The sequence below is a fragment of the Variovorax sp. 20P10.2.4 genome, from assembly GCF_058244205.1.
The window spans coordinates 1-17295 of the sequence record NZ_JBZAYE010000098.1 but is presented as its reverse complement, the minus strand read 5'-3'; the positions used below and the strand labels follow the sequence as shown (position 1 = coordinate 17295).

At 68.6% G+C, this 17295-nt stretch carries 18 protein-coding genes; 7 read left to right on the top strand and 11 right to left on the bottom strand.

All coding sequences use genetic code 11. The features are described 5' to 3' along the window. The 5 genes from AC27VN_RS12410 to AC27VN_RS12390 form a co-directional block, all read right to left on the bottom strand. On the bottom strand, positions 1-549 hold a 549-nt coding region (locus tag AC27VN_RS12410), incomplete at its 3' end, for an SDR family NAD(P)-dependent oxidoreductase (RefSeq protein WP_490876726.1). A 75-nt stretch (positions 550-624) separates the two neighbouring features. After that, positions 625-1554 carry a 3,5-dioxohexanoate:acetyl-CoA acetone transferase gene (kce, locus tag AC27VN_RS12405; protein ID WP_490876725.1) on the bottom strand — a complete coding sequence of 310 codons (930 nt, stop codon included), beginning with the start codon at positions 1552-1554 and terminating at the stop codon, positions 625-627. 140 nt (positions 1555-1694) lie between these two features. Further along, positions 1695-3608 (bottom strand): TRAP transporter large permease, encoded by a 1914-nt coding sequence (locus tag AC27VN_RS12400; RefSeq protein ID WP_490876724.1) that lies wholly within the window; start codon positions 3606-3608, stop codon positions 1695-1697. Positions 3609-3669: 61 nt separating this feature from the next. Then, entirely contained in the window at positions 3670-4500 is an 831-nt protein-coding gene (locus tag AC27VN_RS12395) for a cupin domain-containing protein (protein ID WP_093345189.1), read from the bottom strand. 42 nt (positions 4501-4542) lie between these two features. Continuing rightward, positions 4543-5355, bottom strand: a complete 813-nt coding sequence (locus tag AC27VN_RS12390) for an SDR family NAD(P)-dependent oxidoreductase (RefSeq protein ID WP_490876723.1) — start codon at positions 5353-5355, stop codon at positions 4543-4545. Positions 5356-5531: 176 nt separating this feature from the next. Between AC27VN_RS12390 and AC27VN_RS12385 the strand changes: the two genes are divergently transcribed. From AC27VN_RS12385 to AC27VN_RS12375, 3 genes are read left to right on the top strand one after another with little or no spacing between them, the layout of a single operon-like run. Continuing rightward, positions 5532-6545: a TRAP transporter substrate-binding protein gene (locus AC27VN_RS12385; protein WP_490876722.1), complete on the top strand. Its 1014-nt coding sequence runs from the start codon at positions 5532-5534 to the stop codon at positions 6543-6545. 44 nt (positions 6546-6589) lie between these two features. Continuing rightward, positions 6590-7408 (top strand): IclR family transcriptional regulator, encoded by an 819-nt coding sequence (locus AC27VN_RS12380; RefSeq protein ID WP_208507444.1) that lies wholly within the window; start codon positions 6590-6592, stop codon positions 7406-7408. A 10-nt stretch (positions 7409-7418) separates the two neighbouring features. Further along, positions 7419-8342, top strand: coding sequence for a LysR family transcriptional regulator (locus tag AC27VN_RS12375; protein ID WP_490876721.1), 924 nt, complete (start codon positions 7419-7421; stop codon positions 8340-8342). 83 nt (positions 8343-8425) lie between these two features. Here the strand turns inward: AC27VN_RS12375 and AC27VN_RS12370 are convergent, their stop codons facing one another. Next, positions 8426-9274: an NAD(P)-dependent oxidoreductase gene (locus tag AC27VN_RS12370; RefSeq protein WP_490876720.1), complete on the bottom strand. Its 849-nt coding sequence runs from the start codon at positions 9272-9274 to the stop codon at positions 8426-8428. Between the two features lie 124 nt (positions 9275-9398). Between AC27VN_RS12370 and AC27VN_RS12365 the strand changes: the two genes are divergently transcribed. Further along, on the top strand, positions 9399-10274 hold the full coding sequence (locus tag AC27VN_RS12365) for a LysR family transcriptional regulator (protein WP_490876727.1): 876 nt from the start codon (positions 9399-9401) through the stop codon (positions 10272-10274). A gap of 13 nt (positions 10275-10287) precedes the next feature. Beyond that, on the top strand, positions 10288-10569 hold the full coding sequence (locus tag AC27VN_RS12360; protein ID WP_490876719.1) for a hypothetical protein: 282 nt from the start codon (positions 10288-10290) through the stop codon (positions 10567-10569). Between the two features lie 25 nt (positions 10570-10594). On the opposite strand, the gene AC27VN_RS12355 is transcribed toward AC27VN_RS12360, so the two are convergent. Both AC27VN_RS12355 and AC27VN_RS12350 read right to left on the bottom strand, forming a co-directional pair. Then, positions 10595-10804, bottom strand: a complete 210-nt coding sequence (locus AC27VN_RS12355) for a hypothetical protein (protein WP_490876718.1) — start codon at positions 10802-10804, stop codon at positions 10595-10597. A gap of 166 nt (positions 10805-10970) precedes the next feature. Next, entirely contained in the window at positions 10971-11957 is a 987-nt protein-coding gene (locus tag AC27VN_RS12350) for a helix-turn-helix domain-containing protein (protein ID WP_490876717.1), read from the bottom strand. Between the two features lie 115 nt (positions 11958-12072). On the opposite strand from AC27VN_RS12350, the gene AC27VN_RS12345 reads away from it, so the two are divergent. Next, the gene (locus AC27VN_RS12345) at positions 12073-12984 is read left to right on the top strand and encodes a LysR family transcriptional regulator (RefSeq protein ID WP_490876716.1); all 912 of its coding nucleotides are present in this window, start codon (positions 12073-12075) and stop codon (positions 12982-12984) included. Between the two features lie 4 nt (positions 12985-12988). On the opposite strand, the gene AC27VN_RS12340 is transcribed toward AC27VN_RS12345, so the two are convergent. After that, positions 12989-15088, bottom strand: coding sequence for a hypothetical protein (locus AC27VN_RS12340; protein WP_490876715.1), 2100 nt, complete (start codon positions 15086-15088; stop codon positions 12989-12991). Between the two features lie 125 nt (positions 15089-15213). Here AC27VN_RS12340 and AC27VN_RS12335 point away from each other — a divergent pair, with 125 nt between their 5' ends. Beyond that, positions 15214-15822 (top strand): hypothetical protein, encoded by a 609-nt coding sequence (locus tag AC27VN_RS12335; RefSeq protein ID WP_490876714.1) that lies wholly within the window; start codon positions 15214-15216, stop codon positions 15820-15822. Here AC27VN_RS12335 and AC27VN_RS12330 read toward each other — a convergent pair. Together AC27VN_RS12330 and AC27VN_RS12325 are read right to left on the bottom strand one after the other, a co-directional pair. After that, on the bottom strand, positions 15812-16732 hold the full coding sequence (locus AC27VN_RS12330) for a LysR family transcriptional regulator (RefSeq protein WP_490876713.1): 921 nt from the start codon (positions 16730-16732) through the stop codon (positions 15812-15814). The two genes, AC27VN_RS12335 and AC27VN_RS12330, sit on opposite strands and share 11 nt — an antisense overlap. Before the next feature lie 3 nt (positions 16733-16735). Then, a partial coding sequence (locus tag AC27VN_RS12325; RefSeq protein ID WP_490876712.1) for a TolC family protein occupies positions 16736-17295 on the bottom strand: 560 nt, incomplete at its 5' end.

Here is a 17295-nt window from a genome sequence, read left to right as displayed (position 1 = left end):
GTTGATGCGCACGCCGTCGCGGCCATGCTGTTTCGCGAGCGCGACCGTGAGGCTGTCGACCGCGCCCTTGCTCGCGGCATAGAAGCTCTCGTCGGGCAGGCCGCCATGGCGCGCGGCCGCCGAGGACATGTTGACGATGACGCCGCCCGTGCCGCCGTGCCGCGTCGACATGCGGCGCACCGCCTCGCGGCTGCAATGGAAGACGCTGAAGACGTTGGTCGCGAAGACCTCGGACAGCAGCGCCTCGTCGATCGCCTCGAGCGCACGCTGGCCGCCGACGATGCCCGCGTTGTTGACCAGCACCGAGACGGGCCCGAGCAGCGCATCGACCTCGCGGAACAGCCGCGCGGCCTCGGCATCCTGCGAGACGTCCGCGGCGATCGCGACGGCACGCCCGCCCTCCTCCTCGATGCGCCGCACCAGCGCGCGCGCCTGTTCGTGCGCGCTGCGGTAGTTGATGCACACCTGCCAGCCCTCGCGGGCTGCGCGTTGCGCGATGGCGGCACCGATGCCGCGGCTCGCCCCGGTCACGACCATGACCTTGCTCATGAACGATCCTCCGTTCGACGGATGAAAAAAGAAAAGAAAAAGAGATCCGGCGCGCCGCGGGACGCGCCGCCGCTGTCAGAACGAGACGCTCTGGCGGCCCTTGAGCGCGAGCATCTCGCGCGCCTCGTCGGGCGTCGCGACCTCGAGGCCCAGGCCCTGCACCAGTTCGCAGGCCAGGCGCACCTGCTCGGCATTCGACGTGGCCAGCCGGCCGGGGCCGGCCCAGAGCGAGTCCTCCAGGCCGACACGGATGTGCCCGCCCATCGCGACCGACATCGCGGCGATGCGCATCTGCGCAGCGCCCGCGCCGAGCACCGACCACTGGTATTGGTCGCCGAACAGCCGGTCGGCCGTGCGGCGCATGTGGGCGACGTCCTCGGGATGGCTGCCGATGCCGCCCAGGATGCCGAACACGGACTGGATCATCAGCGGCGGCTTGACCAGGCCGCGGTCCAGGAAGTGCTTGAGGTTGTAGAGATGCGAGATGTCGTAGCACTCGAACTCGAAGCGGGTGCCGTTGTTCGCGCAGGTCTGCAGGATGTACTCGATGTCCTTGAAGGTGTTGCGGAACACCAGGTCGCGCGTGGCCTCCAGGTGGACCGGCTCCCAGTCGAAGCGGAACTTCGTGTAGCGATCGAGCAGGTGGAACAGCCCGAAGTTGGTCGACCCCATGTTGAGCGAGGCCAGCTCCGGCTTGAAGGTGAGCGCGGGCTTCACGCGCTCCTCGACCAGCATGTAGGGACTGCCGCCCGAGGTGATGTTGATCACCGCGTCGGTCTGGCGGTTGATCGCGCTCAGGAAGCGCTCGAAGGCCTCGGGCGTCTGGTCGGGCTTGCCGGTCTCGGGATTGCGCGCATGCAGGTGCAGGATCGCGGCGCCGGCCCGCGCCGCGGCCAGGGCCTCGCGCGTGATCTCCTCGGGCGTGATGGGAAGATGCGGCGACATCGAGGGCGTGTGGATCGCGCCCGTCACCGCGCAGGTGATGATGACTTTGCGGCGGCTCATGCCGGCGCTCCCGGTGTGCGAATCATCTGGCTCGTCTCCTTGGTTCTGCTCATGGGGACAAGCGTATCGGTGGGTGTCGCGCGGCGGAAATACCGTCTCGGCATGGTCGCCATGCCAAGACTTCGCGCGACCCCGGGGCGCTACAGGAAACCGATCGAGATCCAGGGCACGAGCGCGATCAGCAGCAGCCCGGCCAGCAGTGCGCCCATGTACGGCAGGATGGCCTTCATGCCGCGGTCCGGCGAGATGCGGCCGATGGCGCAGGCCGTGTAGTAGCCCACGCCGAACGGCGGCATGAACAGGCCGATGCCCATCGCCAGCACCACGACCATCGCGTAGTGCACCTCGTGCACGCCGATCTCCTTGGCGATCGGGAACATCAGCGGCCCGAACAGCACGATCGCGGGAATGCCCTCGAGCACCGAGCCCAGCAGCACGAACGCGACGATCGACAGCGCCAGGAAGGTGTAGTGCCCGCCCGGCACGCCGGCGAGCGCCGCCACCAGGTCGCGCGAGAAGCCCGACTGGGTCAATGCCCAGGCCATGGCCGTGGCGGCACCGATGATCAGCAGGATCGCGCCCGACAGCGCGGCGGTCTCGGCCAGCATCGCGCCGAGGCGGCGCCAGGGCAGGCCCTTGTTGATGAGCCAGCCCGCCACCAGCGCATAGACGATGCCCACGGTGGAGACTTCGGTGGCGGTGGTCACGCCCTCGACCACGGCGGCGCGGATCAGGAACGGCAGCGCGAGCCCCGGCAACGCGAGCAGCAGCGTGCGGCGCACCGTGCGCCAGTAGGCGGCCGAGCGCAGCAGGCCCGGCGCGGCATCGACGATGTCGTTGCGGCAATGGAACCCCACCACCACGGCCAGCGCGAGCGCCATCACCACCGCGGGCAGGATGCCGCCGGTGAACAGCGCGGCGATCGAGACGCCCGTGGCCGAGCCGATGGTGATGAGCACCAGGCTGGGCGGAATGGTCTCGGACATCGCGCCCGAGGACGACAGCAGCGCGACCAGGTCGCCCTCGTCCACGCCGCGCTTCTTCATCTCGGGAAAGAGCCCGGGCGCGATGGCCGCCATGTCGGCCGCCTTCGAGCCCGAGATGCCCGACACCAGGAACATCGCGCCGAGCAGCACGTACGAGAGGCCGCCGCGCACGTGGCCGATCAGCGCGGCCAGGAACGACACCAGGCTGCGCGCGATGCCCGTGGCCTCGATCAGGAGGCCGAGGAACACGAACAACGGCACCGACAGCAGGATCAGGTGGCTCATGCCCTCGTCCATGCGCGAGACCACCACGCTCAACGGCGTGGAGGTGGTGACCGCCAGGAAGGCCACGGTGGCCAGCGCGAACACGAAGCCGATCGGCGCGCCCGCGAACACGCCCGCGCCGACCAGCAGCACGAAAAACACCAGCAGCCGGTAGTTGCCGATCTCCATCAACCACGGGCGCAGCAGCCACAGCGCCGCCGCGATGGCCGCCAGCAGCACGACCGCCCCCGCCACGTGCGCGAGACGCTCGCGCCGCAGCAGGGTGAGCAGCGCGAAGGCCAGCATCAGCACCAGCCCCGCCGGCATGGCGGCCGCGCGCCAGATGTTCGGCAGGTGCAGGGTCGGCGTGCTGATGAAGGCCTCGTCCTGCGCGTACTCGATCGCGGGCCAGGCCAGCGCCAGCAGCACGGCCACGCAGACCATCACGGCGAGCGTCGCGAAGAAGCGCCGCCTGGGCTCGTCGAGCCCGTTGACGAGCGCCGCCATGCGCATGTGCTCGCCGCGGCAGAAGGCCAGCACCGCGCCCAGCATCGCCAGCCACAGGAAGAGGATCGAGGCCAGCTCGTCCGACCAGGTCAGCGGCTGGCGGAACACGTAGCGCGAGACGACGCCGCACAGCAGCAGCACGATCTCCGCGGCCACGAGGACGCAGGCCAGCACCTCGACGATGCGCACCGCGGTACGGGTCGCCCGCTGGAGCCAGCCCGAGTCCGCGGCCTCGGAAGCGTGCGACCGCTGCGCCGGCGGATCCACGGCGGCCGCATGCAGGGAGTTGGTGTTCATGGCACTGCCGATCTTTTTCTTGGGAAGGACGTGGGGCCCGGGTGCGGTCGCCGCGCCGGGATCAGAACCCGAACAGGTCGGGGGCCTCGAGATCGCTCCAGGCGGTGGGCCCGTCGGCCCAGGCCAGCAGCGTGCAACCGAACTCCGAGCCGATGGCGACCTCGGTGCCGGGCTCCACGATCACGAAGTTGGCGGGGCCGGCGCGCCGGCCATCGATCGTCATCTCGCCGCCGAGCACGAAGAACTCGGTCAGCGCCGAGGTCTTGAAGACCGGCACGCGCGAGCGCGGCAGCATCGTGAGGCAGACGTGGCGATGGTTCACCGCGGCGCCGGGGCGGCCGTGCTGCGCGGGACGCCCGTAGTCGAAGATCATGCGGCGGGTGACACCGGCCGCGGCGGTCGGCACCGCCTGCACGCGCGCCACCTCGATGCTCAGCGTGGGCGTGAGTTCGGGCGCGGGATTGCCGAAGTCGCCATGGCGCGAACCATGGTGCAGCGTGTGCAGCGAGAAGTCCTGCGGATAGAGCACCGGCGCCTCGAGGCGGTTGACCATCGAGGTCTTGCAGTAGCACATGGCGTCGTGCGTCGAGCCTTCGAGGTTGATGCCGGTGACGCCTTCCTTGTAGGTGTCCCAGTGGTCGGTCAGCGAGCCGCCGAGCATGTAGCTGCTGGTGACGCCGGTGTGCTGGTGCAGACCGCTGGCCACCAGCGCGTCGAAGCCCAGCAGGCCCAGGAACTCGCCCTGGCCTTCGTTGCCGCGCACGAGCTTCTGGTGCAGCCCCGGCTTGCCGGCCTCGACCCAGGGGGCGGCAGCGACGTCGTGGATGTGGATCGTGGCATCGCGCAGTCGCGCCGGACGTTCGGCGACGGCGGTGTTCGAGGAGGGCAGCATGGTGGGTTTCCTTTATGGGATGGAGTGGATGGAAAGTCGGAATCAGGACGCTTCGGAGGCCTCGGAGGGCTCTCGCAGGCGCGCGGCGGCCAGCAGCCCGGCGGCCGTCATGCCGCCGTCGATGGCGATGACCTGGCCGGTGCAGTAGCCGCTGAGCTCGTCGTCGAGCAGGGTGGCGATGACGCTCGCCACCTGATGGGGCGTGCCGTAGCGCCGCTGGGGAATGCGCTCGAGCAGCGAGGCGCGCGTGGCGGGCGAATGCATGGTGGCCACCAGCGGCGTCTCGATCGCGCCCGGCGCGACCGCGTTCACGCGGATCCCGGCCTCGGCCAGCTCGACGGCCATCACCTTGGTCAGCGTGATGAGCCCGCCCTTGGAGGCGCCGTAGGCGCTGCGCCCCGCGTTGCCCACCAGGCCCGAGGCCGAGGCGATGTTGACGATGGCGCCGCCGCCCTGTGCGGCCATCCGGCGCGCCGCGGTGCGCGCGACGACGAAGGCGCCGACCAGGTTGACCTCCAGCACCTGGCGGAAGGTGCTCGTGGGCGTGTCGAGGAAGGGAATCTCCGCGCCGATGCCGGCCGACTGCACCAGGCCCGCGATGCGGCCGAAGCGCGCCTGCGCGCGTTCGAACATGCGCTCGACCTCGGCCTCGTCGGTGACGTCGCAGGGCATGAGGCAGGCGAGGTCCAGCGGCAGGTCCGCGCGGTCGCGCAGCGCATCGATGGCCCGGGCGTTGGCATCGGCCACGACCACGCGCTGCCCGCGTTGCCACAGCAGCTCGACGGTGGCCAGGCCGATGCCGGAAGCCCCGCCGGTCACGACCGTGGCGCCTCTTGTTTTCGATTGATGGTCCATTATGTGTACCTACTTTGGGACTGGCTTGTTCGGGATTCTCCCGTCTCGCCGCAATGAAAGCATTATCTAGAATGAAATCGCGCTGCAGATTCGTGCAAACCATAGGTCCATTTTGTGGACCATTGAAGAGTGCCAAGGCGCACCACACAACGACCCACCCCCCACAGGAGACAGACATGAGTTCGATGACACGCAGAACGCTGCTGATCGGCGGCGCCGCGACCGCCGGCGCCACGCTGGTGTCGCTGCCCGCCCAGGCAGCGCCGGAGTTCACCTGCAAGTTCGCCAACAACCTGCCGCTGGCGCATCCGCTCAATGTCCGCGCGAACGAGGCAGCGGCGCGCATCAAGGCCGACACCGGCGGGCGCGTGGAGCTGCAGGTGTTCCCGAACGGGCAGCTCGGCTCGGACACCGACATGCTCAGCCAGGTGCGTTCGGGCGCGATCGAGTTCATGACGCTGTCGGGCCTGATCCTCGCGACCCTGGTGCCCGCCGCATCGATCAGCGGCCTGGGCTTCGCCTTTCCCAACTACGACGCGGTCTGGTCGGCGATGGACGGCAGCCTCGGCACCTACGTGCGCGGCCAGATCGCCAAGTCCAACCTCGTGGCCATGGACAAGATCTGGGACAGCGGCTTTCGCCAGATCACGACCAGCACGCGCCCGATCGACAAGCCGGCCGACCTCAAGGGACTGAAGATCCGTCTCGCCTCGGCGCCGATCTTCATCTCGCTGTTCAAGAGCCTGGATGCGGCCACCACGCCGATCAACTTCAACGAGCTGTACTCGGCGCTGCAGACGAAGATCGTCGATGCGCAGGAGAACCCGCTGTCGATCCTCTCGACCGCCAAGTTCTACGAGGTGCAGAAGTTCTGCTCGATCACCAACCATGCCTGGGACGGCTTCTGGTTCCTCGCCAACCGCCGCGCCTGGGAACGGCTGCCCGAATCGCTGCGCCCCATCGTCGCCAAGCACATCAACGAAGCCGCCATGGCGGAGCGCGCCGACCTCGCGCAGCTCAACAACAGCGTGCGCGCCGATCTCGCGGGCAAGGGATTGAAGTTCAACGAGCCCGATGTCGCGCCGTTCCGCGAGGCGCTGCGCGGTGCCGGTTTCTACGACACCTGGAAGAAGAACTTCGGCGAGGAGGCCTGGGCCGCGCTCGAGAAATCGACGGGCAAGCTGAGCTGAGGCACGCGCGAGAACGACGATGACTCTGTCGTATCCTTTGCCGCATGAGTACCGCGCCCATCGAGGAGACCGAACTGACTGAATCGCGCACCGGCACCCAGGCGGTGGAGCGCGCGGTGCGCCTGCTGCAGGCCGTGGCCGCCTGCGGCGACGCGGGCGCGCGCCTCACCGACCTGGTGAGCGACCAAGGCCTCAGCAAGCCGACCGTGCGGCGCCTGCTGGCCGCACTGATCGAGCAGAAGCTGCTGTCGCAGAACGAGACGACGCGCCGCTACTACCTGGGGCTCGAGCTCTTCAGCCTCGGCGCACTGGCCGGACAGCGCCTCAACCTGCGCCGCGCGAGCGTCGATGCGCTCGCGCGCCTGACCGACGAGACGCAGGACACGGTGTTCCTGTCGATCCCCGACGGCAGGGACTCGCTGTGCATCGCGCGCTACGAAGGCGAGTACCCGATCCGCACGCTCACGATGTCGGTGGGCGATCGCCGGCCGATGGGCGTCGGCGCGGGCAGCCTCGCGATCCTCAGCGCGATGTCCGATGCCGACGTCGACGAGGTGCTGCGTTCCAACGTCTCGCGCTACGTGCCCTATGCGCCCGAGATCTCGGTCGATCGGCTGCGCGAGAAGGTGCAGGCCACGCGCGCCGCCGGCGTGGCCTCTTCCACCTTCTTCCTGAGCGACGGCAAGGTCATGCCCGGCATGAACGCGATCGGCATCCCGATCGTGACCGAACTGGGCATCCCCATCGGCGCGGTGAGCGTGGCGGCGGTGCCCGAGCGACTGGCCCCCGAGAGGCGGGCCGAGGTGGTGGCCTTCGCACGCAAGGCCGCGGCCGAGATCGCCAGGCTGGCTTCGCGGGACTGACGCGTCGCCCATGAAGATCAAGAGCCTCCAGTATTTCCTGCAGATCGCCGAGATCGGCAGCCTGACCCAGGCGGCGGCGGTGCTCTACATCGCGCAACCCGCCTTGTCGCGCCAGATGCAGCAACTCGAGGACGAACTGGGGGTGACGCTGTTCAACCGCTCCGAGCGCGGCGTGACGCTGACGGACGCGGGCCGCCTGCTCAAGACCAAGGCCACATCGCTGCTGCGCGACTTCGATTCGCTGAGCCAGGACATGCGCGACGCCTTCAACGAGCCCAGCGGCACCGTGACCGTCGCCATGCCGCCCTCGCTCTTCCACCTGGTGACCATGCCCGCGGTGCGCGAGTACCACCGGACCTATCCGAAGGTGTCGCTGCGGATGTTCGAGGCCATGAGCGCGGTCATGAACGCGTGGTCGATGGTGCAGGCCGGCAACGCCGACCTCGCGGTCGTGACCAACATCGAGCCGCTGGCCTCGCTCGAGAACGAGCCCTTCGTGACCGAGGCGCTGTGCCTCGTCGGGCCGCCGGAAGCGAAGCTCGCGATGAAGACGCCGGTCGAGCTGTCCTTCTTGTCCTCGCTGCCGCTGGTGCTGACCAGCCGTCCCAACAGCCTGCGGCTGATGATCGAGGCCGCGGCCGCCAAGGCCCGGCTGCCGCTGGACATCGTGATGGAGACCAACTCCTCGCGCGGACTGCTGGGCTCCGTGGAAGCGGGCCTCGGCTACACGGCCCTGCCCTACTCGGGCTGCTACCAGGCGCTGCTGCGCAAGCAGATCTCGGCCGCGCCGATCGCGGGCATGCAGGTCGCGTGGACGCTGATCCGCGCGCGCACCCAGTCGCTGTCGACGGCCGCGGAGCGCATGCGCGAGCTGCTGATCGGCACCGCGAGGTCGCAGATCGAATCGGGGCTCTGGCTGACCGGGCAGCAGTAGCGGCGTCCGCATGGACTGGCGGGCGACGTCTCCACAAAATTGGACCGGGAGCGCCGAGATGGTTCGCCGACCCTGGATCGGCGTCAGTCCTGCGCCAGCGTGACTTGGGCCATGACCGACCAATCGCGATCGCCAAGGCCCGCATCCACGGCTTGCCGCATGCGGCCATGGACGGCATCGAGCATCGGCAGCACATGCGCTGTGTCGGGCGCGGCTTCCCTGGCCAAGCGCAGGTCCTTGAGGCCAAGGCTTGCCTTGAAGCCCGGCGGGTATTCGTTCCGGGCGATATTGCCCGAGTAGGTCTGGTAGGGACGGCAGCCGAACAGCGTCCCCAGGATCAGTTCGAAGAAGCGCTCCCGCGCGAGTCCGTTCGTCTCGGTGAGAACCACGGCCTCCGCCATCGCCTCGATGGCCATCGTGATCATCATGTTGCAGGCGATCTTGGCCGCATAGGCCGTGGGCGGTTCCTCGCCCATGTCCCAGATCCGCTTGCCGATCGCTTCCAGCGCCGGCCTCGCTTTTTCCAGCGCGGCAGGCGCGCCGGCGGCGAGCACGTTGAGTTCGCCCTTCGCGGCGACATCCGGGCGGCCCAGCACGGGCGCGGCCACGTAGGCGATGCCGGCCCTGCGATGGTGTTCCACCAGTTCCCGCGCGAACGCCACGGAGATCGTCGATGCGACCACATGCACCAGCCCCGGCCGTGCGCGAGCCAGCAGATCCGTGTCCACCAGTACGCCGCGGATCGCCGCATCGTCGGAGAGCATTGTCAGCGCCAAGTCCGCCTGCAAGGCCTGCGCCGGCGTCTCGACCATTCGCACCCCGTCGACATGCCCACCCGAGCGATTCCAGGCGCTCACCGAATGGCCCGCGACGACCAGGTTGCGCGCTATTTCGCGGCCCATGGCCCCGAGGCCGACGATTCCGATTTCCATGTGACTCTCCTGACGGCTCGCAAGCAGGCTGCAGCTCGCGACTGCGTGTAGTCTCCGGGAGTTCATCATCGTTCGGCAACTGAATATGATGAACGACAGCCGTTCATTTTTGTGGGTGCCGAACATGGAATGGAGCGACGTCAGAATCTTCCTCGCGGTCGCGCGCACCGGTACGCTCGGCGCGGCCGCGCGCCTGCTGCACCTGAGCCATCCGACCGTCGGGCGACGGCTTCGCGCGCTGGAGGAGGCTACAGGGCAGATGCTCTTCCAGCGCACGGCCGACGGTTTCGTGCTGACCGAGGAAGGCACGGCGATCCTGCCGCTCGCGGAGCAGATGGAAGACAGCGCGCTGACCATGGCGCGGCAGCTGGACGGCAAGCAACGCACGTTGGACGGAACGCTGCGGGTGTCGTCGGCCGACTGGTTCGGCGCCTACGTCCTGCCGCCGGTGATCGCCGAATACTCGCGTGAGTATCCCCGCGTCGACATCGAGGTCCTCACGGGAACGCGCCTGTTCGACCTGGCGCAGCGCGAGGCCGATGTCGCTTTCCGCATCGTCCCCTTCGAGGGGCCGGACATCGTGCAAAAGCGGCTGCTTCGGATGCGATACGGTGCCTACGTGGCGGTCGACAGCACCGAGCCGATCGAAGGCGACGGCACGGGCAGCCGGCTGATCGCGATGGACACGTCCACCGGTGCATTTCCCGACATCGACTGGCTCAAGAAGTGCTTCCCGAATGCCAGCGTCGTGCTGCAGTCGAACAACCGCAATGTCCAGGCGCAGATGTGCGCAAGAGGCATCGGCATCGCCGTGCTGCCGCGCCCCGTCGGAGACCAGAACAGCGCCATCCGCCGGCTGGACCTGGGCGACGACCCGCCGCACCGGGACATCTGGGTGGGCTACCACCGCGATCTGAGACGGCTGCAGCGTCTGCGCGCCTTCGTGGACCTCGCCACCGCGCACCTCGCCAACGCCTCATTCGACGCCTCGAGGCCCTGAAAGCGCCAGCGTTGTGGACTTTTTCACACTTCGCAGGCGTGCCTGCGAACTGGACACATCCAAGTCCGAGGTGCTCGGCGTAATTCAGGTAATGAAAAAGACTGATGTTCTGGCCACTTCCATGGCAATGGCAAGGGATGGACTGGCCCTCAACCCCTCCGATGCGTTCGAGTTCATCGCGGAGCTCATCGCCGAGGAGAACCCGGCCTGGGATTCCTACGATCGAAAGGTGGAGCGCCTGCTCAAGCTGGGCGCCTGCATCTGGAGCCTGCGGCGCGACCTGGTCGCGCGCTAGTCCGCTGAACCTCAGCTCGAATGGACTATCCGGGAGCCGCGCCGCCCGGCGTCGAAGGGATCGCGGCGCCTGAAGTCCACAGGTCCATGAACCGCCGATTCGCCTCGAGCTTGAGTTCGGCCAGCTCGTTGAGAGCGCTCAGCGGGGCCTCGGGGCCGAGCTCGCGCAAGGTGTCGTGGAGGGCGGTCTCGGACGCGGCCCATGCAGCGTAGAGATCCTCGTCGAATCGCGCCATCGTGGTCTCCTTTGCATTCGTGCGCGCGGCGTGCGAGCGCACGTCGACTGCCTCGCAATGCTAAAGCGCTACATGCTGAATCGCCTCCGCGGACTGGCCGTTTCGGCTCCTCCAAAAGGAGGATGCGCCGGCACGCTTGCGCCGCTCGAACTCACCCGCCATGCCTTCAGCGCGGCGATTGCGCGCGAGCGCGCGGCGAGGTCCCCAGCACGCGCTTGTACGCCCGCGCCAGGATCGCGCCCGTCGAATACCCGACCCGGTCGGCCGCTTCGTCGAGCGACATCCGCTGCTCGCGCAGCAGGCGAGCCGCCGATTGCACGCGCCAGCGGGCGAGGTAGCCCATGGGCGGAACGCCGGTATGTTGCTGGAACCGGATCGCGAAGGTGGTCCTCGCCATGTGGCAGAGGCCGGCGAGCGATTCCATCGTCCACTGCTGCTCCGGCCGCGTGTGTATGGCGTGCAGGGCGGGAAGCAGCCGGGCGTCGCTGCGCGCTGCGGCCGGCACGGGCTCGTCGTGGCGCTCATGGTGCTCATGGCCCAGTTGCTGGAGCACGACGTGCCGGATCAGCGCATTGACGGCTTCCGTCATGCCCACGCCACGGCCGCCCTCGGGAACGTTGGACAGCCAATGCAGCAGGTCGATCATCGGCACGAGCCAGGGCAATTCATCGTTGCGCCGCCGAAGATGGACCACTTCGGGCAGCCGTGCCAGCAGCGGTTCCGCCTGCAGGCGTTCGCTCCAGAAGAAGCTGCCGCTGACCACCGTGGCCAGCTCCCGATCCTCGCGGGCCATGCCGCCAGTGGCGGGCTCCAGGTCAACGGCGTGGGTCAGTCCTTCGCGCGCCGATCGATGCGCGACGATGGAAGCGAAGGGCAATGGCGCCGCATGTGGCGTGTCGAACAGGCGGTGGGCTCCGCCGCGGGGAAGAAACAGCAGGTCGCCATGCTCCACCTGGAGCGGAGCCCCACCCTGCATGCGGAACTGGCAGGGCCGGCCTGCAAAGGCGTACAGCGGCGCGCGCCGGCGGCCCTCGATGCCGACCGCGAAGCCTGTCCCCAGGCGAGCCTGGAAGTGAAGGATCGGATCGAAGCGCCAGGACTCGACGCATGCGTGATAGCTCGCGGCAGCCTGCCGCAAGGGTTGCTGGTTCATCGGGGAGTGGTCGTCGTTGCAATGAAATGGATGCCCATCGCCGCGCTTCGGGCATCCGCACTCTAGGAAAGCGCGCGGCGCCAGGGAATTTCGATTTTTGTGATACCGTTTTTGAATGACCAGGCCCATCAGCGTGCGGCAGCTCCAGTGCTTTCTCGCCGTGGCGCAGGAGCGCAGCTTCCGGCGCGCCGCCGAGCGGCTGTCCATCACGCAGCCGCCCTTGTCGCGCCAGATCGCGGAGCTGGAAACGGCACTCGGCGTTCGCCTCTTCGACCGCAACACGCATGGCGTGCGGCTGACGCCGGTGGGCGAGGTGGCGCTGCGCCGCTTCTCGTCGCTCATGGGGGAGTTCGACGCGGCAGTCGCGGATGTGACGCAGGCCTCCCATCAACTGCCACGCCTGCGGCTGGGCGTGCTGAACTGGGTGCAACTGGACGGCCTCGCGGCCATGGAACACAGCCTGGTCGAAGGCGGCCATGCCAGCGGTGTCGACGCGCGCACCACGACGACCATCGCCGCGATGTCGGCGCTGCGCAAGAACGACCTGGACGCCGCCATCGTTCTCTGGCCTGCCTCGATGCATCGCCTGCGCGGCGACCTGGTCGGCGAGGTGCCCCTGATGGCCTTCGTGCCCGCCACGTCGGCGCTCGCGCGCAAGCGCGCCATCCCCGTGCGCGAACTGCAGGCGCTGCCGCCCTTCTTTCGCTTCGCTCGCGCCGAGAACTCGCGCATGTACGACGAGTTCACGCGGCAATACGCCTCGCATGGCTTCGTTCCGTCGCAGGAGGCGGGAGGCCCCGATGCCCTGCACGTGTTCGCGCAGATCGGATCGGGACGCGGATGCACCTGCCTGCCCGCGCCCTTCTCGCTGCACCGCTATGCCGGCGTGCAGCCCCGGCCTCTGCGCGAGCGGATCATGGTGCCGCTCGTGCTGCTGACGTCCCTGCGCCTCGCCCAGGAATACCACGACGTCCTGGCGGCCATGGCGACCGACATGCTGCGAGCCGCGCGGCCGGCATCGCGGTGATGCCTCAGTTGCCCACCTTGTCGTCGAAGGCCGGCGAGACCTGCATCGCGCCCCACTGGAACTTGAGGCTCATCCCGTTGTTCGACGGTTCCTGCCTGTCGGTCACGCCCGCGGCGGCATCGAGCTTGGGATCGAGCGCGATGTAGGACGCATAGGGGAAGCGCTCTTCGTGCGGCCAGTTGGGGCTGCCGTCATAGAAATAGTCCGAGAGCTGCAACCAGACCTGCAGTTCGCTCTGCGTGACCCGGTCCCTGTCCTGCAGGGTCATCTTCGATTTGCCGAAGGTGCCCGCGATGTGCAGGCGCTTCTGCACCGCGTCGAGGCGGGCATAGACCGCATCCGAGAAGGGCTTGAGCACGTCGAAGTCGACGAAGGGCCGCATCGCGAGCGCGCCCGATCCCGAGTGCGCCAGCACGACCTCGTCGCCCTGCACGCACCTGCCGCTCGCCGCCCACTGGCCCTGGGTGTCGTCGGCGGGAACGATCACGAGGTTGTTGTTCTTCAGCGGGCCATCGACCTCCTCGCGCCGCGCCTGCATGTCGGCGCGCAGGTGCAGGTCCACGTTCACGTCGGCCAGGAAGGTGGCGCCCGCGCAGCTCTTGTCGACCCGCTTGCTCTGGTAGGTGACGCGGCCCTGCCAGGAGCCGAGCTGGCGCGGATTGCTGCGCAGTTCCCTGGCCGTCACCACGACCGCGCCGTGCGTCGCGTTGCCCAGCACCGCCTTGATCTGCGTCGGTGCCCACGTCGCGTTGACCGGCACGCCGCCCACGGTCACCGTGCCCGGTTCATCGCCGAAATCGCCATGCACCACCAGCAGGTTGCCGGCCTTCATCTCGAGGTGCGTGATCACCGGCGCCAGCTTGGTGAAGAGATCGCCATCGACCCGGATGAAGGCATCGGGCGTGATGTGGCCGTCGTCGTCCTCCACGCCGGGCGACGACATCAGGCCGCGCTTCTGCAGATAGGCCATCACGTCCTTGAAGACGAAGGAGCGGTTCGGCACGGCCACGGGTTTGTACTGGTTGACGCCGGCCATGCGGTCGACGAGCAGGCCGATGGCGGGGTAGCCGTTGGGGTTGGAGCTGCCGTCCCAGCCGACGATCGAACCCGCGCCGCTCGCCTTCAGTGCGCTGCGGAAGTTCGCCGACTCGGCATTGCCGCTGTTGCACGAGTAGGTGATGACCAGCGCGTTCGGCGCGAACTTCAGATAGCGGCGCACGAACTTGTCGGTGAACGAGAGCTTCGGCGGATTGCCCTTGCCCATCGCCTGCCAGATCGTCCGCTCGCGGTGGTAGATGAGGTTGCCTTCCTCGAGGTCCTTGCGGTGCACCGCATCGTTGAGCACGGTGGCGAAGTCGTCCAGCATCACGGCGAATTCCTTCTGCACACCGGGCCCGTACATGGCCGAGTGCGAGTTGAAGTACAGGAAGCCGACATCGCCCACGGCCTTGACGTTCGCCACCGTCATCGCCTGGCGCGTCACGCTGTAGCCGCGCTCGGTCAGCGCCTTCTTCATCGAACGCACCAGCGGCTCGCCGAAGCGGAATTCGTTCGGATTGGGCGCGGGCGCGCCGGAGTGGACGAGCAGCACGGCCTTCGTGCTGCCCGGAATGGCACGCACGATCGACGGCACCGGGGTCGCGGCAACGGCGCCGGCGGAACGCAGGCCGGTGCGTTCCGCGTCCTCCTCGTCGGGCGCGGGCTCCGGTTCGGGCTGGTTCTTCGGCACGCGCCAGTTGTCGGAGAACAGGTAGTAGCGCCCGTCCTTGAAGCGGGCCCAGAGGCTCGCGTCGCCGACGCCGGCATCGTCGAACTCGGCTTGCGCGACGGTCCATGCGCGCAGCGCTTCCCACTGCTCGGGCGTGGCGTTCTTCCGCCCGCCGGTGATGGTTTCGAACTGGTCCGCGAGGCGATCCATCGCATTCAGGCGGGCCACGCTGGCGGCCTCGCCTTCGGTCGGCGGCGGCACGTCACCGCCACCCGAGGGATCGCCGCCCGATGGAATTCCGCCGGGAAAGAAACCGTTGCCGCCGCTGCCGCCGCCACCGCAAGCGCCCAACGTCACGGCAAGGCACAGGAACGCGGCGAAGAGGAAACGCCGCACGCAAAAAGATCGTTGCATAGACTCAATCGAGGGGGAAAGAACGCTCCGCCCCGGCGCGCTCGCGGGGCGAAAAAGAAGGAGGAGATTCTTCGCGAGCCCCCGCGGATCGACCACAGCCGACACGCGTGAAAACACAGCCCGACGTTCGCAAGGAACGCCACGGGCGCCTCGATTTACCTGTTTTCGGCGATTGGTTCGCCGGCCGGTGCTCCCTAGCATCGCCCGTTTTCCTGACCCTGCCCCGGGCTCGCCACGTCGTGCCGCCGGGCCCATCGTTTCATGCAGCGGCACACGCCCGTCCCCGTTTCGCCAACCCGTGGCACCGATTCGTTCCGGGCGGACGGCTGCGTACCTTCTCGATCGACGCGTCGACGGGGGCCTTGAAGCAGACGGCGTTGACCCTGGCCATGGAGAGCTTCGAAGCCGCATTGGCCTCCCTGGCCATCGAAGGAAGGGGACGCATGCTCAGCCTGGTCGACACGACCAACGACGTGCAGCAGACGCGCGCGATCACCGACACGACCACCGGCACACTGGGAGCCCCGTTTGCGATCCGGGGGCTGCGCGGCCCCATCGCCACGGCCTTCGATCCTTCGCGCGAGGGCGTGAACTATCTCGTGGATTCTTCCAATCTCTACCGCCGCACCATCGACCCCGTCGCGGCCAGCTACACCAACACATCGACCGTCCCCCTCGCGCCGACGATCAAGCCCATGGTGCTGCTCAATCGCTGAGGGTCTGGCGCAGTGATGCCGCGGGCGGATCCCCGGCGCTCGACGTCAGGAAGTCGAGGAACGCCCGCAGCGCCGCGCTCTTGTGGTCGCGGTGCGCGTAGGTCGCATAGAGCCAGATCGTCGGCGGCATCGCATCCTTCAGCACGGGCACCAAGGCCCCGGACCCCAGGTGCGCGCGCGCCAGCACCTCGGGCACGCAGGTGACGCCGAGCCCTTTCACCGCCAGCGCGATCAGCGGCGCGGCATCGTCCGCATCGAGGCGGCTGCGCACCGGCACGTAGTGGGTCTTGCCGTCGACCAGGAAGGGCAGCCGGGATGAAGCGTCCCACAGCGAGTAGGTCAGCACGTCGTGCCGGGCCAGGTCCTCGGGCTTCGACGGCATGCCCCTGCGCGCCCAGTAGCGCGGCGACGCGCAGAGCACCAGCGGCACCGGCCGAAGCTTGCGCACCACGACGTCGCGGGCCTCGATGGGCCCGATGCGCAGAGCGACATCGATGCCGCCCATCACCAGGTCGTCGTCGCGATTGCTCAGGTGGATGCTCACGTGCACGTCGGGGTGGTCGGCGATGAAGTCCTCGATCTGCCAGCCCAGCTGGCTCAGCGACAGGCCGTGCGGCGCCGCGACCCGCAGCCGCCCGCGCGGATGCGCCGCGAAGTCCGACAACTCCGTGCTCAGTTCCTGCAGCAGGCCGAACAACGGCACCAGCCGCCGCGCGAGCGTCTGGCCGGCGTCGGTCGGCGTGACCGAACGCGTCGAGCGGTTCAGCAGCCGCACACCCACGCCCTTCTCGAGCTGGGCCACGATCTTGGTGACGCTGGCCTTGGAAATGCCCAAGGCGACGGCCGCGCGCGTGAAGCTCTTGCGGGCGACGACTTCGCCGAAGACCTTGAGCTGCTGCAAGTCCTCCATGGCCTAGGGCGCCACCTTCGCGAGCCGGTCCTGCCCTTCGCCTTCCCAGCCGCCGCCGAGCGCCATGAACACGGCGAACTGGTCGTCGGCGAGCTGGGCCTCCGATGCCGCGAGGGCGGCCTCGCTGGCCGCCAGCGTGCGCATGGCGTCGAGTGCGTCGAGTTGCGCGGTCTTGCCGTTGACGTAGAGCGCGCGTGCCTGCGCCGCGACCACGGCGCTCTGGTCGCGCGCGGCCGCCAGCGCCGCATGCCGGTCCAGTTCGCGGGCGTAGGACTCGAGGGCGCTCTCGACCTCGCGCAGCGCCGTGAGCACGGTGGCATCGAAGCGGGCCGCGGCCTGCCGTGTGGCGGCCTCGGCCTGCGCGATGCGCGCGCGGGCCACGCCGTTGGTGGGCAACGTCCAGCTGATCAGCGGGCCCAGGCTGTAGCTGAACGACTCGCGGTTGCCGAACCGGTCCATGAAGCCCGCTGAGCTGGCCGACAGGCCCAGCACGACCTTGGGGTAGAGCTCGGCGGTGGCCACGCCGATGCGGGCGGTGGCGGCCGCCAGGTTGCGCTCGGCCT

Excerpts from the sequence above, each read along its gene's own strand:
- kce (WP_490876725.1), bottom strand. The coding sequence starts at position 1,554 with ATGAGCCGCCGCAAAGTCATCATCACCTGCGCGGTGACGGGCGCGATC.
- AC27VN_RS12400 (WP_490876724.1), bottom strand. The coding sequence starts at position 3,608 with ATGAACACCAACTCCCTGCATGCGGCCGCCGTGGATCCGCCGGCGCAG.
- AC27VN_RS12395 (WP_093345189.1), bottom strand. The coding sequence starts at position 4,500 with ATGCTGCCCTCCTCGAACACCGCCGTCGCCGAACGTCCGGCGCGACTG.
- AC27VN_RS12390 (WP_490876723.1), bottom strand. The coding sequence starts at position 5,355 with ATGGACCATCAATCGAAAACAAGAGGCGCCACGGTCGTGACCGGCGGG.
- AC27VN_RS12385 (WP_490876722.1), top strand. The coding sequence starts at position 5,532 with ATGAGTTCGATGACACGCAGAACGCTGCTGATCGGCGGCGCCGCGACC.
- AC27VN_RS12380 (WP_208507444.1), top strand. The coding sequence starts at position 6,590 with ATGAGTACCGCGCCCATCGAGGAGACCGAACTGACTGAATCGCGCACC.
- AC27VN_RS12375 (WP_490876721.1), top strand. The coding sequence starts at position 7,419 with ATGAAGATCAAGAGCCTCCAGTATTTCCTGCAGATCGCCGAGATCGGC.
- AC27VN_RS12370 (WP_490876720.1), bottom strand. The coding sequence starts at position 9,274 with ATGGAAATCGGAATCGTCGGCCTCGGGGCCATGGGCCGCGAAATAGCG.
- AC27VN_RS12365 (WP_490876727.1), top strand. The coding sequence starts at position 9,399 with ATGGAATGGAGCGACGTCAGAATCTTCCTCGCGGTCGCGCGCACCGGT.
- AC27VN_RS12355 (WP_490876718.1), bottom strand. The coding sequence starts at position 10,804 with ATGGCGCGATTCGACGAGGATCTCTACGCTGCATGGGCCGCGTCCGAG.
- AC27VN_RS12350 (WP_490876717.1), bottom strand. The coding sequence starts at position 11,957 with ATGAACCAGCAACCCTTGCGGCAGGCTGCCGCGAGCTATCACGCATGC.
- AC27VN_RS12345 (WP_490876716.1), top strand. The coding sequence starts at position 12,073 with ATGACCAGGCCCATCAGCGTGCGGCAGCTCCAGTGCTTTCTCGCCGTG.
- AC27VN_RS12330 (WP_490876713.1), bottom strand. The coding sequence starts at position 16,732 with ATGGAGGACTTGCAGCAGCTCAAGGTCTTCGGCGAAGTCGTCGCCCGC.